The sequence below is a fragment of the Lacinutrix sp. MEBiC02404 genome, assembly GCF_053601575.1.
Genome location: NZ_JBSHNV010000141.1, coordinates 1 through 21,351, shown reverse-complemented (window position 1 = coordinate 21,351; position 21,351 = coordinate 1). Strand labels below are relative to the sequence as shown.

Here is a 21,351-nt window from a genome sequence, read left to right as displayed (position 1 = left end):
GACAACAATTTACTTAAAAGGTATGGTAAAAACAAGTGTTGCGCCATTTTTTATGCCTTTTTTTGCCCAAATTTTTCCACTATGTTTTTCCACAATTTGCTTACTAATTGCTAAACCCAATCCGCTACCTTGTGGTTTTCTTGTATTTTGATCTTGCGATTGGTAAAATTTATCAAAAATAAAATCGTAATCCTCCACTGGAATCCCTTTACCATTGTCGGTTACCGAGATTTCCAAAAAGGCATTTCCCAATTTATAATCTACTATAATCTCCCCTGTTTTGACTGTACAAAATTTGATTGCATTAGACAGTAAATTGGTTAACACTTGAAGAATACGATCTTCATCATAGCTCGTTTTGAAACTATGTGTATTCTTATTTATAATTTGCACTTCTTTTTTTGCTGCAATTTGAGAGATGCTACTGATTGCTTTTGTAATTGTTTTTTGAATGTCTTGGTATTGCATATCTAAATGTAAACGCCCAGTTTCTAACTTTTCAAAATCTAAAATATTATGAATTAATCGTCCTAAACGATCCGAATCTTGAAGTATATTTTTTAAGAATTGTGCTTTAATTTCTTTTGGCATATCATCCTCTTCGTCCATCAATAATTCAGTAGCAGCACGAATACCAGTAATTGGCGTTTTAAGTTCATGCGCAACCGTGTCTAAAAATTCGTCTTTTTGCTTGTCTTTAGAAAGTAATTCTTCATTTGCATCTTTAAGTTTTGAAGATAGCTGTGTTAACTCATTCGATTTTTCTAGAAGCACTTTATTACTGACAATATTTTCTTTAGATTCTTCTAAAATTTTCAATACTTCTACCAAACTAATCTGCTCTTCTTTTACCACACTTGCAATTAATATTTTTGCGGATGCAGAACCAATACTTCCGGTTAAGAGCTTTTCAGAAAAATTAATTAATCGTGCATCTGCCAATTGCGTGTCTTGTGGTAATTTATATTTAGTGAAGAAGATCGTTAACGCACGAGTGGCTCTTTTTTCGCCTAAAAAACGGACTAATACATTTTTAATATCTGCAACATATGCTTCTCCTTTCCAAACTAATGCACTGTCTTGAAGTGTAGTAAAATTGTTACTATCGACAAACATTTCGGCATAATTACGCTCTCTATAATTCCCTTTTGCCATTAATGAAAACACTAAATAACTCATACCATTAAAGGTCATACTCCAAAAGAAAGCATGTGCTGGCGGACTTAAAAAATCAATACCAAATAATGCGTACGGTTTTAGCGCTGCAATACCAAATAAACCAAGTTGCGTAAAATCGTCTGTTCCTGTCAACTCACGCAATGTAAATGGTAAAACTAAAGTATACACCGCAATGGCAAAACCGATAAGAATACCAATAATTGCTGCTTTTGACGAACCACGATTCCAATATAACCCTATAAAAAAAGAAGGTGCTAATTGTGAAATAATAACAAAAGAAATTAAACCAATAGAATACAACGATAACTCTTTTGAAAACGATACATAAAAGAAATATGCCGCAATAATGATGGTGAAAATGGAAATACGCCTAATGTTTTTAATGTATTTTAAATTTCTATCTGGCTGATTTTTAATAAACTTATCTAAAAAACCATACGGAATAATTAAGTTGTTACTCACCATCGTGGACAAGGCTAATGTAGATACAATCACCATAGAAATGACTGCAGAAAAACCACCTAAAAATACTAGTGCAGCAAAAAATGAATTTCCATTTTCTAAGGGTAATAATAAAGAGTAATACTCGGCATTTTGAGTACTACCAAAAGTAAGTTTCCCTGCCCAAGCAATAAATATAACAAAGAGATTAAATAGCAATAAATACAATGGAAACAGCCAAATGGCTTTTTTTAAATGTTTTTCTCTATTGTTTTCTAAAACCGAAACCTGAAACTGTCTCGGTAATAAAAATATAGCCATAAAAGATAATCCTATCAGGAACAACCAATTAAACCCATCTTCTATTCCGCTAAGCGTGGTGAGTTCTTTAAAATTTTCGGTAACAGAAATTTTCTCATAAATATCTGTGGTACCATCAAACAGATAAAAGGTAACATAAACTCCAATTGCTAAAAAGAATACTAATTTTAAAACGGATTCAAATGCCACAGTGGCTATGATTCCTTTATGTTTCTCGGAAGCATCCGCATTTTGTGTTCCAAAAAAAGTAGCAAATATGGCTAATAATAATGCGACATAAAAAGTAGAATCATCTATAACTGTTGTGGAGATATAACTGGTATCATCCGACATAATTTCAAAGGTTTCGGAAACCGCTTTTAGCTGTAACGAAATATATGGCAAGGTTCCGAAGAGACAAACAATAGTAACTAATGCACCAAGAAACCTATTGTTTCCGTAACGTAAAGAAATAAAATCTGCTATGGATGAAATTTTGTGTTGCTTAGAAATTCGTATAACTTTTCGGAGTACAACAATCCACAAAGGTGCTGCTATAACGGGACCTAAATAAATGGGTAAAAAATTAATACCAGAATTTGCGGCAATTCCTACGCTTCCGTAGTACGTCCAAGCAGAACAATAGACCGCTAAAGATAAAGTATACACGTATGGATTATTCACCCATTTACTTTGGCGCTTTTTTTCCGCTAGAAAAGCAATGTAAAATAACACTGCTAAATAGATGATAATAATAGTTATTAAAGCGTAATTATTCATAATGACGTTTTAATACGATATATGAAATTACGATGGACAATAACCAAATAGAAAATATAGAAAAGTATAAGGTTGGAATACCAAAAACAGCACCTTCAAAATTAAAAACAAGAATGAATGGTATATTAAAAAATAAAAACAATGCTATCGATAATACGACTAGCTTTTGTTCGTGACGTTTTTTCATTGGTTGGTTGGTTTCATATCCGCGAAAGCGAAAAAATAGTAATGCTACTAATATAAGAAATCAGCACTACATAAATGTAATGCTGATTTACAAACTAACTAAATTAAATTAAGTTCTATATTTTTTTAGCTAAAGCCAAAAGAATACAAGACAGAACTCAATACTTTAATGATCGGAAGCTTCACCTGCTCCTGAAGGTATTCTTATACTCTCCACCATGTCTTGAACATCTTGCGGTGGCGCTGGAGTCATACGTGATACGACTAATGATATTACAACATTTACGAACATTGCAATAGTACCAAATCCTTCTGGAGATGTACCAAACCACCAATCTTCACTCGTACCACCACCAAACATATCTAGTTTAAATTTCATCATGTAGAATAACATTAATACGATACCTACAACCATTCCTGAAATAGCACCTTGACTATTCATTCGCTTATCGAAAATCCCAAGAATAATAGCTGGGAAAAAGGAGGCTGCGGCGAGACCAAAGGCGAGAGCGACGACTGCTGCTACAAATCCTGGAGGATTAATACCAAAGTAACCCGCAATTAAAATGGCTACAAAAATCGAAATTCTTGCTGCTTTTAACTCGTTTTTATCTGAAATATCTGGTTTTAATTGTTTTTTAATTAAATCATGAGAAATAGAAGTAGAGATTACCAATAGTAATCCTGCTGCCGTAGATAATGCTGCTGCAAGTCCACCAGCTGCTACTAAAGCAATCACCCAATTTGGAAGATTTGCTATTTCAGGATTTGCTAATACCATGATATCTCTATCTACGTAAAGCTCGTTTTCTGCATCACTTGCATTAGAAACCATACGTTCTCCATGTGCTCCTCTTGCATCTGTATACATTGGTTTTTTGCTAGATAAAGCACTACCTGCTACATATTGAATCTTTCCATCTCCATTTTTATCTGCCCAAGCAATTAATCCGGTGTCTTCCCAGTTTTTAAACCATACTGGAATTTCAGAATATTCTTTATTACTTACTGTTTCAATTAAATTCGTTCTAGAAAACACTGCAATTGCAGGTGCTGTAGTATATAAAATAGCAATTAAGAATAATGCATATCCAGCAGATTTACGTGCATCTTTTACTTTAGGCACTGTAAAGAAACGAACAATTACATGTGGTAACCCAGCGGTTCCTGTCATTAAAGCTAAAGTAATTGCAAAGACATCCCAAGTACTTTTGGTACCGCTTGTATATTCGTGAAAACCTAGTTCTGTATGTAATAAATCTAACTTGTCGAGTAGAAAGGCACCACCTTCTACTTTCCCTCCCATTCCTATTTGCGGAATGATATTTCCTGTCATTTGCATCGAGATGAAAAAAGCAGGAACCATAAAAGCAAAGATTAATACACAATATTGCGCTACTTGTGTGTATGTGATTCCTTTCATTCCTCCCAATAATGCAAAGGTTAAAACGACGGTCATACCAATGATTACACCTAAATTAATATCTACTTGTAAGAATTGCGAAAACACAATACCTACACCACGCATTTGTCCTGCAACGTAAGTAAACGATACTATTAGTGCGCAAATTACTGCTACCGTTCTTGCTGTGTTGGAGTAATATCTATCTCCAATAAAATCTGGAACAGTAAACTTACCAAACTTACGTAAGTAAGGTGCTAAAAGTAATGCTAAAAGCACGTATCCACCAGTCCACCCCATTAAGTAAACAGAGCCATCATAACCTGAAAAGGAAATAATTCCTGCCATACTAATAAAGGAGGCTGCACTCATCCAATCGGCTGCAGTTGCCATACCATTTGCTAAAGGAGAAACACCTCCACCAGCAACATAAAATTCTTTTGTTGAGCCTGCTCGTGCCCAAATTGCTATTCCAAAATATAAGGCGAAAGTAATCCCTACTAATAACCATGTCCAAAATTGTACACTCATAATTTTTATTGTTTTAAGTTTAGTTAAGGATTACTCGTCGTAACCGTATTTTTTATCTAATTTGTTCATTAATCTTACGTATACGAATATTAAAATTACGAATACATATATGGATCCTTGTTGGGCAAACCAGAAGCCTAACTTAAAACCACCAAGTCTAATTTGGTTTAATTCTTCTCTAAATAGAATACCACATCCAAAGGATACGATAAACCAGATCACAAGTAATATTGCTAAATACTTGATATTTTCTTTCCAGTACGCAGATGCGTTGTCTTGTTTTTCACTCATAGTTGTTCGTTTTTATAGATATATCATTGCTTGAAGAGAAATAGTATTTGCATCTAAAGCTCCAAATTCTTGATTTTTATATTCTAAGGTTAGTTTTGAATTGTGACCACTCATAAAAGCATTAATTCCGATACCAAGTGTATTTCTATTATCACTTACCGCATCATAACTATGCGTACCATAACTTACATAAGGTTGGAATCTCGTTTTCGTTTTTTCACCATTAAATACATAACCTACATGTGCATACAACATACTTCCTGTTCCGTAAGCGCTATACAGATAATCTTTTCCGTAGTCACTATTTTGATATACCGCATATGCAGTAATAGCACTTCCTTTTTCCCCAATTGGAGCATCGTAGAATGCATCAACAGCAAAAATAGAAACATCTTCACCTTCTAGGTTTGGAGTTAAAGCCGTTCCTGTATCTATAACAGATCCTTTTGGATGTAAAAAGAAACCAGCCCCTACATTAAATACTTTTTTAGTACCTAAGTAGGTTCCTACTTTATAAGGTAAAAAATTTGATTCTTGATCGAAGAAGTTATAATCAAAATATCCAGCATACGTTTTCCCTGCATCTTTAGATCCTAAAGAAGAGCGACCGTTATATACAGCATCTCCTCCTGCAACAGCAGTACGACCATCTAAAGTAGCATTAGCAGCATCATTAACAGCAACACGATATTGCAGTTTGTTAAATTTTCCTTTTGCAAAGATTCCTAAATGACGTGCAAACTGATCGGATAAACCTATAGTTGCCCAGGATTGACGATTATTATCTAGGGTCATCATGTTTAAAGTACTTTGATTATTTAATCTAGAAATACCATTAAAATAGTGTAGACCACCACCAACGGTATGATTTGCACCTACATTATATTGTGCCCAAACATCATGAAAAAAGAGTTGTGAACCATCTCCTTTACCTGTCGGACTTAAAGTAGTGCTTGTTAAACTGTTTAATCCGAAATGGGTTACGATTAAAAAGTCTTTGTTAATTTGTGCAAACATCAATATACGAGCACGACGTAAGTTAAAATTTAATTTACTGTTTTCGTTTCCGTTTGCATCAAAGGTGTCATCGGTATTATAATTCGCTTGAACTTGCGCCCAAGAAATTAGTCGAAGATATTTAGAACCATCTTCGTTAAATTTAAACTTAAGTCCGCCATCATAATCTGGAGAGCCTTGAGCAGTCATAAATTGAAAGGACATTAAAAAGAGTCCGATCAATAAAAGGGTTTGTTTTCTCATTGTTTAAAGGATTAGTTAGTAATAATTGGTTTTGTGTGCACCACTAATCTCTTAAAAACAATGTGTTAACAAAAAACTAATATATCTTTCTGTTAATTTACTATACTAATCCTTAAAACGCTCCCACTTAATCAGCATGAATTTATCGCCTAACTCGGTAACGACCACACCTGCTCCTTTAATATTTTCTGCATTGCTAAAGTACTTCCCTAATTCTAAAGCATTTAAAATCTTATAAGTCGGATGATAATTAGAATTATAAGGACGCTTAATATTATATTTTTTCACCCAATTCATGATACTAACGTGAGAGATCCCTAGAATACGTTCAATTTCTCGATACGTTAACCCTTCTAGATATAATTGTAATGATTTATTAACGTAGTAGTCATCTATCTTCTTTCCTATCTTATTCACAGAGAAAAAATAGTTACATTTTTTACATTTATAACGCTGTCTGTTGTTAACAATTCCGCTTTTAATGTAATGGTCTGATCCACAATTAGGACATAAATCTACGGTCATATATATTAATTTAGCATAAATATATCAATTTAGCAATAAAAATAAAATCATACTGTTAAAAATTTAAAGCTTTAGTATAAAAAAAGCTCTAAAACCAAGAATAAACCTGAATTTTAGAGCTAAAATTAATAAAATCTAATTTACTATGCTTCCGTTGAACTATGCATTGAAAAAAGTTTCTTCCTCTTTTGTTAATAAACGGGAATGGATTAAAAAGCGAAGTCCTAACGGTATTTCTAAAGAAAAACTAGCACCGCGACCTTCGGTTACATCTACGGTTAAATGGGTATGTTTCCAATATTCGAATTGATCTTGATTCATATAAAAGCTAACACCATTTAAGACTCCTAAAAGAATATCACTTTCATCCAGATACATATCTCCTTTTTCAAAAACCATAGGTGCAGAACCATCACAACAGCCTCCACTTTGATGAAAAATTAATTCGCCATGTTTTGCTTTTAGTTGTTCTAAAACTTTTGATGCTTTTTCTGTAATTGCTATTCTTTCCATATGTATAAAATATTAAAAAGGCTGAATTATCTTAAAATTCAGCCTTTAGTGCTATTAATCAAAACTACTAAAAGAAACCTAATTTGTTTTTATCATAAGAAATTAGCATGTTTTTGGTTTGACGATAATAATTAAGCATCATCACATGATTTTCTCTTCCAAAACCTGATTTTTTATACCCTCCAAAAGGTGCATGTGCTGGATATGCATGGTAGCAATTTACCCAAACACGACCAGCTTTAATAGCTCTTGGAATTTGATATAATTGGTGCGCATCTCGTGTCCAAACTCCTGCTCCTAGTCCGTAAAGTGTATCATTGGCAATTTCGATAGCTTCCGCTTCATCTTTAAATTTAGTCACACAAACTACTGGTCCGAAAATCTCTTCTTGAAAAACTCTCATTTTATTATGCCCTTCTAATATAGTCGGTTTAATATAGAATCCGTTTGCTAAATTTCCAGATAATTTATTAGCAGATCCACCCGCTAATACTTTTGCTCCTTCGTCTTTACCAATTTTAAAATACGATTGAATTTTTTCATACTGATCGTTAGATGCTTGTGCACCAACCATAGTATTTATATCATACGGATTATCTTGAATAATTGCATTTGTTCTTTCCACAACGCGTTTCATAAAAGCATCATAAATATCTTCTTGCACTAAAATTCTGGAAGGCGCTGTACAAACCTCACCTTGATTAAAAGCGAATAGAACGGCGCCCTCAATAGCTTTATCTAAAAAGGCATCGTCATAATCCATCACCGAATTAAAGAACACGTTAGGAGACTTCCCTCCTAATTCCATAGTTACAGGATTTAAGTTTTTAGACGCATATTGCATGATTAATTGTCCTGTTGTAGTTTCACCAGTAAAAGCGACTTTATCTACTTTTGAGCTGGACGCTAACGGTTTTCCTGCTTCCGGACCAAAACCATGAACAATATTTACAACACCTGGAGGAAATACCGCTGCAATTTTTTCCATTAAAAAAGTAGCAGAAGAAGGCGTTTGTTCCGCAGGTTTTAAAACCACGCAGTTTCCGGTAACTAAAGCTGGAGGTAATTTCCAGGATAGCATTAATAGTGGAAAATTCCATGGAATAATTTGTCCGATAACACCTAGCGGCTCTTTAATGGTTAATGACAATGTATTTTGATCTAACTCGGATGCACCACCTTCTTCCGAACGGATACAAGCTGCAAAATAACGCCAGTGATCTACCGCTAAAGGAACATCTGCATTTAGCGTTTCACGAATTGGTTTTCCGTTATCACAAGTTTCAATAAGTGCAAACTCTTCTAAATTTGCTTCAATAATATCTGCTACTTTATTTAATAAGTTAGATCTTTCTGTTGCTGAGGTATTTCCCCAAGCTTCCTTAGCTGCATTTGCTGCATCTAAAGCCATTTCTACATCTTCTTTTTGAGAGCGTGGATATTTTGCAATTAAAGAATTATCGATTGGTGACGTATTTTCAAAATATTGACCACCTATGGGTTCTACAAATTTTCCGTTTATAAAATTGCCATATTTCGCTTTAAACTTTGGTTTAGAATAACTCATATAAATTCTTGTTAAATTAATAATTAGATAATTTTTTAATCTAAAAAATATATTATCTTTATTTTTTATAAAGTTATTTTATCATATCCTAATTACCTTGCACGTATTTATCATAGTTGTGAACATATCTATTATTAACAGATTTGTTAACTAAAATTTTGTAACCTTGAATATGGAATCTTTATTAAATCAACATAGAAACCACAGAAAACTGACCACATTAGTGGAGAACAGAACGACGTATAGTGCCGATTATGCAGAGCTTAATATTTTTGAAACCCACGCTTTCGCGGAAAAAATATCGCTAACGTTTAACTTTCCCATTATAGCAAGTATGCTTACGGGAAAGAAGATTATGCACTTAGACGGTTTTGAAGCTTTTGATTTTTTTCCTGGCGAATCTGTAGTGATGCCAACCAATAAAGAAATGGTTATTGATTTTCCGGTGGCAACAAAAGAGAATCCGACGCAATGCCTAGCTTTAGGAATTGATGCTTTTAAAATTGATGAGGTTGTGGAAAAGTTTAATCAGCATGTAGCGATTGAAAATGAAAATAACACTTGGGATTTAGACGAAACCACTTCACATCTAATAAACAACACAGATGTCAACCATCTAATAGAACGATTAACATATACGTTTACCAACAATAATAAATCGAAGGATGTATTATTAGATTTAATGATTCAGGAGTTAATTGTTAGGCTATTACAAACCAAAGCCAAAGCATTAATAATAAATGATCCGCATCAAGTTTTTAATGATACTAGAATAGGAACGGTTATTAAGTTTATTAAAGAAAATTTAACCAATAAAGACATGTCTGTAGATGTATTGGCAAAGAAAGCATATATGAGTGCTTCTCACTTTCATAAGCAGTTTAAAAACACATTAGGAATCTCTCCTATTGATTATATAAACTCGGAAAAGATTAAATTTTCAAAAAAACTAATGAAAGAATCTTCCGATTTTAGAATGTCTGAGATTGCTTTTAAATCCGGATTTAATAACACGAGTTATTTTAATAGACAATTTAAGAAAATGGAATTGATGACGCCGCAACAGTTTAAGGCTTCTATAAATAAATCTTAAATCAATTTTAGATTTAAACTTCTACTCCTTTCTTATATTCATTTTGTTTTAACACAAAACCCTTCAACTACGCTCAGGATAAACCAAGCCAAAAAATCACTATCAAAATATAGGAAATTACTAAAGCAGCATTCATTTTCGGAGTTACGTGCTGAATGCTTCGCATTGCATCTTCACTCCTTCTTTCATTATTTCTGAATTTTGATGTTTTCCGACTTTGTCGGAATTTCAAGTCACAACAAATTATCAGTTACTAATGTAGTATTAATAAAAAACACTTAATCATGGTGAGATTTCATTCTCTTAAAATACGCTTTCGCCTCTTTCACCACTCTTGGTGCTAAAATTAAAGTGGCTGTCATAGTTGGAATTGCCATTAATGCAAAAACACCATCAATTAAATTAATCATTAAAGCCAACGATGTGGTTGCTCCTAGAATAATACTTAAAATATAGAAGTAATTGTAATAATGTTTATTTTTATCTCCTATTAGAAACGACAAACATTTTCCGCCATAATAGGCATACGAAAACAAAGAAGACACACTAAAAACGACAATACAAAGCAGTAATAAATATCTACCATAGTTTGGCATTGCAGCTCCAAAAGCATTAGCTGTGAGACTAACGCCGTTCGCTTCGGTGGTTTGCCAAACTCCTGTTACCAAAATAGCTAAAGCAGTTAATGTACAAACTAATAATGTATCTATTGCGGGACCTAACATAGCCACTAAACCTTCTCGAATTGGTTCGTTTGTTTTTGCTGCTCCATGGGCTAAAGGTGCGGTACCAATTCCCGCTTCATTAGAAAATGCACCACGACGAATTCCTAAAATGATCAATCCACCTAGAAGTCCGCCTAAAAAGGCATCGCCTTTATAATTTTCGGCTGCAAAAGCATCTGTAAAAATAAGTTTGAAATAGGTTGGAACTACTTCCGCATTAGCGAACAAAATAATAAGAATCAGCACAAAATAAAGCAAAACCATACTTGGTACTAACTTGGAAGCCACTTTACTAATTCGGTTTAATCCACCTAAAATAACGACTGAAGTTATACTTACTAAAACAAGACCTATAATTAGATTGGAAGTGAAATTTACTGCCACACCATTCGGTTTTAAAACAATATCATTTATTGCTTGTGTAAGCTGATTTACATTAAAAACAGGCAACGCGCCTATTAATCCGCAAAGACTAAAAAACACTGCTAAGGGTTTCCAGTGTTTACCAAGACCTTCCATAATAAAATACATGGGTCCGCCTTGCGTATTACCTTCACTGTCTTTTCCTCGATACATAATTGCCAAACTAGAAGTAAAGAATTTTGTAGCCATACCAATAATTGCGCTAACCCATAACCAAAATACAGCTCCTGGACCTCCAATAGAAATTGCCACAGCAACTCCTGCAATATTCCCCATACCAATGGTAGAAGACAAAGCGGTTGTTAAAGCTTGAAAATGTGTGATTTCCCCAGCATCTTCTGGATTATCAAACTTACCGCGAAGTACTTGAATAGCATGACCTAAATACCGAAATGGTAAAAATCGGGATAAAATAAGCAGGTACAAACCACCTCCAATTAGTAAAATTAATAATGGAAGTCCCCAAACAAAGGAGGCGAAGTTTGCAATAAATTGGTCTAGTTTTTCCAAATTGATATTTTTTTATAAATGTATTGAAATTACTACTAGTATCTTAATACAACCCTCAACATAATTACAAAATTATGGATTAAAATCAATATTTGATTAATAGAATTAGACAATAATTAAAAGAAAAATAAGCCCTTTTTACAAAAAAATAATTGGAAGATTGGTTAAAAAAAATGTAACTTAACGTATTAAAATAAGCAAATTATTTTTAAAAAATATCTGGAATTAATTTATCATACACTTTAACACAGAAAACAGCATTTACACACATTGAAACCAATCACGAAATACGCAAAAAACAACGATATTAATATTGCATATCAAGTAATAGGAGAAGGTAATGTTGACCTCGTTTTTATTCCGGGATGGGTTTCCAACATAGATATGATGTGGTTAGATAGTAAACTATCTGAATTTCTAACGGCACTTTCTCAGTTTTCAAGGCTCATTTTATTCGATAAGCGAGGAACAGGGCTTTCCGATCGCGTAAATGCATTATGCTCCCTGGAGGAAAGAATGGAGGATGTTTTAAGTGTGATGCAAGCGGTAGGAAGTAAAAAAGCTATATTTTTTGGCCATTCTGAAGGAGGAACAATCGCAAGTCTTTTTGCTGCAACGTATCCAGAACGAATGATTTCTCTAATCACTTTTGGTGTATTTGCAAAAAGAAAATATTCGATTAATTATCCTTGGGCTCCCAAACCTGAGGCACGTGAGATTTTCTATAATACCATTGAAAAAGAATGGGGAAACGGACAAAAAATGGGATTAGAAACCATTATGCCATCTCTAGCTAGTGACACAAATTACTATAATTGGTTTGCAAGTTATTTACGTTCTGCGGCAAGTCCGAGTGCTGCTCTTGCTCTCGCAAAAATGAATACCGAAACAGACATTACTGGTATTTTAAAAAAAATAAAAACGCCAACATTAATACTACATCGAACCGACGATATAGATGTAAATATAGAAGAAGGAAAGTATCTTGCAAATCAAATTATTAATTCGAAATTTATAGAACTAAAAGGTAATGATCATTGTTTTTGGGTTGGTGATTCCAATTCGGCTCTAGAAGCAATGGAGGAATTTATTACAGGAATTAAACCTATTAGTGATTTAAAGCAACATATTAAAAGGAAAACTAAATACGCTAAAATTGATATAAAAAAAACGATGCTTGACAATTTTCAATATCATTTAAAAATGGAAGCATTTGCAAAACTATGTGGAAGAAGCTTATCTGGATTTAAAAGAGATTTTAGTAATCAATTCCATACTACACCATATAAATGGTTAAAAGCAAAACGTTTAGAATACGCAAAAAAACTTCTGTTAGAAAACGAATTAAACATAAACCAAATATGTTACGAAAGTGGTTTTAAAAACAACTCCCATTTTATAAAAGTATTTAAAGAAAAGTACAAAACCTCTCCAAACAAATACAAGAACCGAATTTTAAAACACTAAAAACAAGATAAATAGACAACATTGAACCTTAGAGAACATTCTTTGGTCTTTTAGGCATATTCAAACGCTACGTTTTTTACGATATTTAATCTCTGATTTATAAGCTATTAATCAAATTATCTATTATGAAAAAATTAATCATCATTCTGTATGGCCTAATCGCGTACGTAGTATTTCTAATTGCTTTTCTTTACGCTATCGGTTTTGTAGGAGATTTTATAGTTCCAAAAGCAATAAACTCTGGAGTAGAAACTTCTTTTACCAATGCGTTATTTATAAATTTAGGATTGCTTAGTTTATTTGCTGTACAACATAGCGTTATGGCGAGACCTGCTTTTAAAAAGTGGATTTCACCTGCGATTGGCCCTGCTTCAGAACGTAGCACGTACATCCTATTATCTAGTTTAGCGCTGCTTTTAATTTATTGGAAATGGCAACCAATGACTGCGGTAATATGGAATGCTGAAAACACAACTATGCAATATATAATTATGGGAGTCTTTTTTATGGGTTGGTTAATTGTATTTCTTTCTACGTTTATGATTAGTCATTTTCAGTTATTTGGTTTAACACAAATATTTAATAATTATAAAAATAAACATACGGAAGACCCAACCTTTCAAACCAACTATTTCTATAAAATGGTAAGACATCCTATTATGCTTGGCTTTATGATAGCGTTTTGGGCAACCCCATTTATGACCGTTGGGCATCTGCTATTTGCTATAGTTACCACGCTTTACATGCTGATTGCAGTTAAATATTTAGAAGAAAGAGATTTACGAAAATTTATTGGAGAAAAATATGAAGTCTATCAAAAGGAAGTCCCCATGATAGTTCCTTTCACAAAGTTTAAGTAAAAAAAAAAAAAAGACCTGACAGTTTTTGAAATCTGTCAGGTCTAATATGTATATGTTAGTAATTTAGCTAGCCAAATACGCTAAAACATTTTTTTCAATACGTTCTTGAATATTAGATACATCTGCTTTCACAAATTTCTCACCCATGATTTTCTCATACAATTCAATATATCTTTCGGAAACCGTTTCTATATACTCGTCAGACATTATAGGAACTGTTTGTCCTTCGAGACCTTGAAAATCGTTTGCAATTAACCACTGACGCACAAACTCTTTAGAAAGCTGTTTTTGCGCTTCGCCTGTATCTTGACGATCTTGATACCCATCTGCATAAAAATAACGGGAAGAATCTGGCGTATGAATTTCGTCAATTAAAACGATTTTTCCTTCTTTTGTTTTTCCGAATTCATATTTAGTATCTACCAAAATCAATCCGCGAGAAGCAGCTATTTCCGTTCCTCTTTGAAACAATTTTCTGGTATAATCTTCTAAAACAATATAATCTGCTTCAGAAACTATTCCTCGTTTTAAGATATCTTCACGTGAAATATCTTCATCATGATCTCCCATTTCTGCTTTGGTAGCAGGTGTAATTATTGGAGAAGGAAATTTATCATTCTCTTTTAAACCTTCTGGCATTGCAACGCCGCAAAGCATACGCTTTCCTGCTTTATATTCTCTTGCTGCATGACCAGACATATACCCACGAATTACCATTTCTACTTTAAACGGTTCACATAAATGACCAACGGCCACATTTGGATCTGGTGTTGCTGTTAACCAATTTGGCACCACATCTTCGGTAGCTTTCATCATGCTTGTAGCAATCTGGTTTAGTATTTGTCCTTTAAAAGGAATTCCTTTTGGCATCACAACATCAAAAGCAGAAAGTCTATCGGTTGCTATCATGACTAATTCTTCATCATTGATATTATAGACGGCTCTTACTTTTCCTTTGTAAAGACTTTTTTGATTTGGAAAATTAAAGTTGGTATCTGTAATTGTATTACTCATTTTTTTTTGCTTTTAGCTAGTAGCTGTTGGCTATTAGCCTTTAATAATTGTATTTTTTATTTTTATCTAGAAAGCCTTAGTCCTGATTGCAGCGGCATCCTTTTTACGTCAGTTCGAGTGGATTTGCTTTTTTGCAAATTTGTATCGAGAACAAGTAAAAAGATATAGCGAAAAGCAGGTTCCTGACTCCTAAAAAAACTAGCCTTCCAGATTTTCAATATTTCGATAGGCAGCAATTACGGCTTTTACAAGTTTATGACGAACCACATCTTTGTCGTCTAAGAAAACCATACCAATACCTTCAATATCTTTTAAAACCAATAAGGCTTCTTTTAGTCCGGAAACCGTACGACGCGGTAAATCTATTTGTCCGGGATCACCCGTTAAAAGGAACTTTGCATTCTTTCCCATTCGGGTTAAAAACATTTTCATTTGTGCGTGCGTGGTATTTTGACCTTCGTCTAAAATAACAAATGCATTATCCAAGGTTCGTCCCCGCATAAATGCCAAAGGTGCAATTTGTATGGTTCCATTTTCTATATACTGTGCTAATTTTTCTGGCGCAATCATATCTCGCAACGCATCATAAAGAGGTTGCATATATGGATCTAGTTTTTCTTTTAAATCTCCGGGAAGGAATCCTAAATTTTCTCCGGCTTCTACTGCAGGACGCGTTAAAATAATTCGTTTTACTTCCTTATTTTTTAATGCTTTTACGGCTAATGCAACTCCGGTATATGTTTTTCCTGTTCCTGCTGGGCCAATAGCAAAAACCATATCGTTTGTACGCATAAGTTCCACCATTTTACGTTGGTTTGCCGTTTGGGCTTTAATAATTTTCCCATTTACACCATGCAAAATCGTTTCTCCACTTTTTGCACTTGTAGCATAATCTTGACTAGTATTGCTAGTTAAAACGCGCTCTATAACATTCTCGTCTAGCTTGTTATACTTGGCAAAATGTTTTATCAACATTGTGATTCGCCTATTAAACTCGTCTAAAAGCTCTTCTTCTCCGTAAGCTTTAATTTCATTGCCTCTAGCAACAATTTTTAATTTAGGAAAGTATTTTTTTAATAATTTAATATTTTCGTTTCCAGCACCAAAAAATTCTTTTGGTGTAATTTCTTCAAGTTCAATTATTAATTCGTTCAAAAGCGTATCGATTTAATTATAGTAATCTGTTCTATTTTATTAGATTTGTTTTCCAATTAGAAAGCTAAACAAACTTAAACAATTTTAAGGTGTGTTATGTTAAAAAAATATCAACATTAATTTATGGCAATAATAACATTAACGACTGACTTTGGTGAGAAAGATCACTTTGCTGGTGCTATAAAAGGAGCTATTTATAGCGAAATTCCTGATGTTAAAATTGTTGATATCTCTCATTCTGTTTCCCCATTTAATATTCCGGAAGCGGCGTATATAATTCAAAATGCATATAGTAGTTTCCCAAAAGGCACGATTCACCTTATAGGAATTGACGCCGAAATAAATCCAGAGAACAAACATATTGCTGTGAAGTTAGACGGACATTATTTTATTTGTGCCAATAATGGTATTATGAGTATGATTTGTGCAGAAATTGCACCTGAGAAAATTGTAGAAATTAATATACACGATAAAATAGTTACTAGTTTCCCTGTTTTAGATGTGTTTGTAAAAGTCGCTTCGCATTTGGCTCGCGGTGGTACGCTAGAAGTTATTGGTAAAGTGATAACAGATATAAAACCAACCACCAACATACATCCTTTTGTAAACGAAGAAAGAACACAAATTATAGGAAGTGTTATTTATATTGACAATTACGGTAATGTGATCACGAATATTAGAAAATCGTTTTTTGAAGAAATCCAAAAAGGTCGTGAATTTGAAATATCTGCTAGAAATTATAAGTTTAAAACCATTCATAAAAAGTATAGCGATATTATAAATTTTGATATTCCCGAAGAAAAAAGACATGATGAAGGACGCCGGGTTGTGGTATTTAACTCCTCCAATTATTTGGAAATCGCGTTGTATAAAAGTAATACAAATACCGTTGGTAGTGCATCCACATTAATGGGTTTACAACTTAGAGATACGGTAACTATTCATATTAATAAAGTATAGTGTTCAGTGTTCAGTAAATAAATTAAGCTTTTCGCTTTCGCGGAAATAAAACAAAATACATCTATGTTTGTACGTATTGTAAAAATGAGTTTTGACCCTTCTAAAATTGAAGAATTTTTAGAAAACTTTAATGAAAAGAAAGAAAATATACGAAACTTTAATGGCTGTCGTTTTTTAGAGTTATACAGAGATAAAACAAATTCGAATATATTTTTCACGTATAGTTATTGGGAAGCGGAAGCCGATTTAGAAAATTATAGACACTCCGATTTATTTAAAGGTATTTGGGCAAAAACAAAACCCATGTTTAATGGGAAACCGGAAGCCTGGAGTGTGGATAAAGTCGCTTCGCTGAAGTAGGCAGTGTTCAGTATTCAGTATTCAGTATTCAGTATTCAGTAAGTGAAAAAAGTAAACAGTAGTAACAAACCAAATAAACGCATCAGCAAAAAACAAATAAACAAAGCATGTTTGCAATACTTAAAAAAGAAATCAACTCCTTCTTCGCTTCACCAATAGGTTATTTGGTGATTGCTATATTTTTATTGCTAAACGGTCTATTCCTTTGGTTATTTAAAGGCGAATTCAATATTTTAGATAATGGCTTTGCCGATTTATCTTCGTTCTTTTTACTTGCACCTTGGATTCTTATTTTCCTTATTCCTGCGGTAACCATGCGTAGTTTTAGTGATGAAAAAAAACAAGGAACACTAGAACTTTTATTAACAAAACCTATTAGCAAAGTAAACATTGTACTTGGCAAATATTTTGGCGCATTGATTTTAATTTTAATTGCCCTTTTACCAACATTACTCTATGTATATGCGGTAAACCAACTTGGTAATCCGCAAGGAAATCTAGACGCTGGTAGCACACTTGGCTCCTATTTTGGTTTATTATTTCTAGTTGCAGCGTATACCGCAATTGGCTTATTTGCTTCTAGCATTACCGACAATCAAATTGTAGCATTTATTACTTCGGTTTTTTTATGCTTCCTTTTTTATATAGGGTTTCAAGGTATTGCAGACTTTATGGCTAGTTCTTTTGTAGAACAATTAGGCATGAGCACGCACTATAAAAGCATGAGTCGTGGTGTTTTAGATACTCGAGATATTATTTACTTTTTAAGTATTACTGTGTTGTTTATTTTCTTCACTGCAAGAAAAATTCAGACAAAACCTTTTGTAAAAAAAGACTATGTCATTTTTCTATTATTGCCTTTAGGTCTTTTGCTTTTCAATATATTTTCAGCGAAAAGCGGATTATATCAACGTTATGATTTAACCCAGGATAAACGATATACTATTAGTGATGCTGCTTTACAAATTATAGATAAAGTAGCATCGCCAATTTTGATAGATGTATTCTTAGAAGGCGAAGATTTTCCTACGGAATTTAGACGACTTAAAAACGAAACCAAACAATTACTAGAAGAGTTTGAAGCACAAAATGCGAACATTAAATTTCATTTTATAAATCCGATTGCAGACGAAGCAACTCGTGATCGCAGCATGCAACAGTTAAACGATAGAGGTTTAACTCCGATGCAATTAACCGTTCAAGAAAGTGGTAAGTCTAGCCAAGCAGTAATTTTCCCTTGGGCTTTAGCGAGCCATAATGGGGAAACGGTTAAAATTCCGTTAGTAAAAACGAAGATTGGCGCTACACAACAAGAATTAGTTACCAACTCTGTACAGCATTTAGAATATGCTTTTGCAGATGCATTTAGCAAACTCGTAAACCCTAAAAAACGCAAAGTAGCCATACTTAGAGGAAACAATCAATTAGAAGATAAATACATTTACGATTTCATTAAAACTATTGGGGACTACTATTTCATTGCACCTTTTACTTTAGATAGTGTTGCTTCTAATCCGCAAAAAACATCGAAAGCTTTAAATGCATTCGATTTGATTATTTCGGCTAAACCAACGGAAGCTTTTTCAGAAAAAGAAAAATTGGTATTAGATCAATTTACAATGAAAGGTGGAAAAAGTCTTTGGCTAATAGATGCTGTTTCCATTGAAAAAGACAGCTTGTATAATCCTACAGGAAAAAGTGTTGCTGTTGCAAGAGATTTAAATCTTACTGATTTCTTTTTTAAATACGGCGCTCGTATCAATCACGTTTTGGTTAACGACCTCTACTCTGCTCCTATAACTTTAGCTTCAGGCGAAGGCAGCCAATCGCAATTTAAGCAACTACCCTGGTATTATTCGCCATTAGTAAATGCAGAAAGCAAGCATGCTATTACCAATAACCTAAACTTGGTAAAGTTTGATTTTGCGAACCAAATAGACACCTTAAAAAACAATATTGATAAGACTATTTTGTTAAAAAGTTCTGTTCTTTCTAAAATAGACGGCACACCACGTGAGATTAGCTTAGAGATGACGCAGAAAGAACCAGACCCCAAACAATATAACAAAGGCAGTCAGAATCTTGCGGTATTATTAGAAGGCCAATTTACTTCCGTGTATAATAATAGAGTGAAACCATTTGCTTTAGAAAACGAATTAAATAAAAGTATTCCTACTAAAATGATTGTCATTGCAGATGGCGATGTCATTAAAAATGATGTGGGCAGAAATGGACCTCAGGAACTTGGTTTTGATAAATGGTCCGGACAAACCTACGGAAACAAAGAATTTCTGCTAAACGCCGTAAACTACTTATTAGACGACGATGGACTTATAAACATTCGTACCAAAGAAATTGCTGTTGCATTTTTAGATCCTAAAAAAGTAGCTTCCGAAAAAGCAAAATGGCAAATAGTAAATATTCTGTTACCACTAGTTTTATTAGGTGTTTTCGGATTTATTTTTAATTTTTTCCGAAGAAAAAAGTACGCGAAATAAGATTTTAAAACAGCAATATTTTGTCCATTTCACAGAAACAAGTTGTTAATAAGTTTGTTTCCATTTTCACTAGCTTTAGAATATATTTGTATCTATTCAATATTGAAACGAATTAACGTATTATATACATGAAATTTATAGTATCCAGTACCTATTTACTAAAACAATTACAAGTTCTTGGAGGTGTTATTAACAGCTCTAATACTTTACCGATTTTAGATAATTTTTTATTCGAATTAAATCATAACGAACTTACAGTTTCTGCAAGTGATTTAGAAACAACCATGTCTTCTAAATTAGATGTAGAAAGTGATAACGAAGGTAGCGTTGCAGTTCCTGCTCGTTTACTTTTAGACACTTTAAAGACTTTTCCGGAGCAACCGTTAACTTTCGTTGTAGAAGAAAATAATACGATAGAAATTAGCTCTAATCATGGTAAGTATGCTTTAGCATATGCCGATGGTGCAGAATTTCCGAAAGCTGTAGCTTTAGAGAACCCTAGTTCAACAACCATTTCTGGTGATATTTTAGCAACAGCAATTAGCAAAACTATATTTGCTGCTGGAAACGATGATTTACGTCCGGTAATGAGTGGTGTCTTTTTTCAGTTCTCCACAGAAGGTTTAACCTTTGTAGCAACAGATGCACACAAATTAGTAAAATACACGCGCTCTGATGTTCAAGCTAGCCAAGTGGCAGAATTTATCATGCCTAAAAAACCTTTAAATCTTTTAAAAGGAATTTTGGCTGCTAGTGATGATGCTGTAACTATTGAGTATAACGACTCTAATGCGAAGTTTACTTTTGAAAACACAGAATTAGTTTGTAGATTAATTGATGGAAAATATCCTAACTACGAAGCGGTTATTCCAAAAGAGAATCCGAATAAATTAAGCATTGACAGAACACAGTTTTTAAATTCTGTGCGTCGTGTTAGTATTTTCTCTAATAAAACAACACACCAAATACGTTTAAAAATTGCTGGAGCAGAACTTAATATTTCTGCCGAAGATATCGATTACTCTAACAAAGCAGAAGAGCGTTTAACTTGTGATTATCAAGGGGACGATATGCAAATTGGTTTTAACTCTCGTTTTTTAACCGAAATGTTAAACAACCTAACTTCTGGTGAAGTGCAATTGGAAATGAGTCTACCAAACAGAGCAGGAATTTTAACTCCTGTTGATGGATTAGATGAAGGAGAACAAGTTACTATGTTAGTAATGCCCGTGATGTTAAATAGCTAAATTCCTGCGAAGGCAGGAATCTCATAATCGAGATAAACAACCTTTAAATATTAAAAATACTCAT

Annotated in this window: 18 protein-coding genes; 7 read left to right on the top strand and 11 right to left on the bottom strand. The window is 33.4% G+C overall.

All coding sequences use genetic code 11. The features are described 5' to 3' along the window. Positions 1–9: 9 nt before the first annotated feature. From ACVCXO_RS03840 to ACVCXO_RS03805, 8 genes are all read right to left on the bottom strand, one after another. Positions 10–2,700: an ATP-binding protein gene (locus ACVCXO_RS03840; RefSeq protein WP_452228273.1), complete on the bottom strand. Its 2,691-nt coding sequence runs from the start codon at positions 2,698–2,700 to the stop codon at positions 10–12. Beyond that, positions 2,693–2,887, bottom strand: a complete 195-nt coding sequence (locus ACVCXO_RS03835) for a hypothetical protein (protein ID WP_452228272.1) — start codon at positions 2,885–2,887, stop codon at positions 2,693–2,695. Before ACVCXO_RS03835 ends, ACVCXO_RS03840 begins: the two co-directional genes overlap by 8 nt. Positions 2,888–3,052: 165 nt before the next feature. Beyond that, positions 3,053–4,819: a sodium:solute symporter family protein gene (locus tag ACVCXO_RS03830; protein ID WP_452228271.1), complete on the bottom strand. Its 1,767-nt coding sequence runs from the start codon at positions 4,817–4,819 to the stop codon at positions 3,053–3,055. A gap of 30 nt (positions 4,820–4,849) precedes the next feature. After that, a complete protein-coding gene (locus ACVCXO_RS03825) occupies positions 4,850–5,110 on the bottom strand; it encodes a DUF4212 domain-containing protein (protein WP_452228270.1) in 261 nt (86 codons plus the stop codon). A gap of 12 nt (positions 5,111–5,122) precedes the next feature. Then, positions 5,123–6,370 carry a hypothetical protein gene (locus ACVCXO_RS03820; RefSeq protein WP_452228269.1) on the bottom strand — a complete coding sequence of 416 codons (1,248 nt, stop codon included), beginning with the start codon at positions 6,368–6,370 and terminating at the stop codon, positions 5,123–5,125. Between the two features lie 105 nt (positions 6,371–6,475). Beyond that, positions 6,476–6,895 (bottom strand): transposase-like zinc-binding domain-containing protein, encoded by a 420-nt coding sequence (locus tag ACVCXO_RS03815; protein WP_452228268.1) that lies wholly within the window; start codon positions 6,893–6,895, stop codon positions 6,476–6,478. Between the two features lie 159 nt (positions 6,896–7,054). Continuing rightward, on the bottom strand, positions 7,055–7,408 hold the full coding sequence (locus ACVCXO_RS03810) for a DUF779 domain-containing protein (protein WP_452228267.1): 354 nt from the start codon (positions 7,406–7,408) through the stop codon (positions 7,055–7,057). Between the two features lie 67 nt (positions 7,409–7,475). Then, on the bottom strand, positions 7,476–8,975 hold the full coding sequence (locus ACVCXO_RS03805; protein ID WP_452228266.1) for an aldehyde dehydrogenase family protein: 1,500 nt from the start codon (positions 8,973–8,975) through the stop codon (positions 7,476–7,478). Positions 8,976–9,147: 172 nt separating this feature from the next. Between ACVCXO_RS03805 and ACVCXO_RS03800 the strand changes: the two genes are divergently transcribed. Continuing rightward, a complete protein-coding gene (locus ACVCXO_RS03800) occupies positions 9,148–10,068 on the top strand; it encodes an AraC family transcriptional regulator (RefSeq protein ID WP_452228265.1) in 921 nt (306 codons plus the stop codon). Positions 10,069–10,346: 278 nt separating this feature from the next. Here ACVCXO_RS03800 and ACVCXO_RS03795 read toward each other — a convergent pair whose 3' ends face one another. Then, positions 10,347–11,726: an alanine/glycine:cation symporter family protein gene (locus ACVCXO_RS03795; protein WP_452228264.1), complete on the bottom strand. Its 1,380-nt coding sequence runs from the start codon at positions 11,724–11,726 to the stop codon at positions 10,347–10,349. A 270-nt stretch (positions 11,727–11,996) separates the two neighbouring features. Between ACVCXO_RS03795 and ACVCXO_RS03790 the strand changes: the two genes are divergently transcribed. Both ACVCXO_RS03790 and mddA read left to right on the top strand, forming a co-directional pair. Further along, entirely contained in the window at positions 11,997–13,193 is a 1,197-nt protein-coding gene (locus ACVCXO_RS03790; protein WP_452228263.1) for an alpha/beta fold hydrolase, read from the top strand. 125 nt (positions 13,194–13,318) lie between these two features. After that, complete coding sequence (mddA, locus tag ACVCXO_RS03785; RefSeq protein ID WP_452228262.1) at positions 13,319–14,053, top strand: methanethiol S-methyltransferase; 735 nt, start codon at positions 13,319–13,321, stop codon at positions 14,051–14,053. Between the two features lie 63 nt (positions 14,054–14,116). On the opposite strand, the gene ACVCXO_RS03780 is transcribed toward mddA, so the two are convergent. Beyond that, positions 14,117–15,067: a phosphoribosylaminoimidazolesuccinocarboxamide synthase gene (locus tag ACVCXO_RS03780; protein WP_452228261.1), complete on the bottom strand. Its 951-nt coding sequence runs from the start codon at positions 15,065–15,067 to the stop codon at positions 14,117–14,119. Between the two features lie 198 nt (positions 15,068–15,265). Continuing rightward, complete coding sequence (locus tag ACVCXO_RS03775) at positions 15,266–16,222, bottom strand: PhoH family protein (protein WP_452228260.1); 957 nt, start codon at positions 16,220–16,222, stop codon at positions 15,266–15,268. A gap of 123 nt (positions 16,223–16,345) precedes the next feature. On the opposite strand from ACVCXO_RS03775, the gene ACVCXO_RS03770 reads away from it, so the two are divergent. The 4 genes from ACVCXO_RS03770 (at position 16,346) to dnaN (ending at position 21,287) form a co-directional block, all read left to right on the top strand. After that, positions 16,346–17,182, top strand: coding sequence for an SAM hydrolase/SAM-dependent halogenase family protein (locus ACVCXO_RS03770; protein ID WP_452228259.1), 837 nt, complete (start codon positions 16,346–16,348; stop codon positions 17,180–17,182). A gap of 63 nt (positions 17,183–17,245) precedes the next feature. Further along, a complete protein-coding gene (locus tag ACVCXO_RS03765) occupies positions 17,246–17,542 on the top strand; it encodes a putative quinol monooxygenase (protein WP_452228258.1) in 297 nt (98 codons plus the stop codon). 107 nt (positions 17,543–17,649) lie between these two features. Then, positions 17,650–20,040, top strand: coding sequence for a gliding motility-associated ABC transporter substrate-binding protein GldG (gene gldG, locus ACVCXO_RS03760; RefSeq protein WP_452228257.1), 2,391 nt, complete (start codon positions 17,650–17,652; stop codon positions 20,038–20,040). Between the two features lie 128 nt (positions 20,041–20,168). Beyond that, complete coding sequence (dnaN, locus tag ACVCXO_RS03755; protein ID WP_452228256.1) at positions 20,169–21,287, top strand: DNA polymerase III subunit beta; 1,119 nt, start codon at positions 20,169–20,171, stop codon at positions 21,285–21,287. Positions 21,288–21,351: the final 64 nt, after the last annotated feature.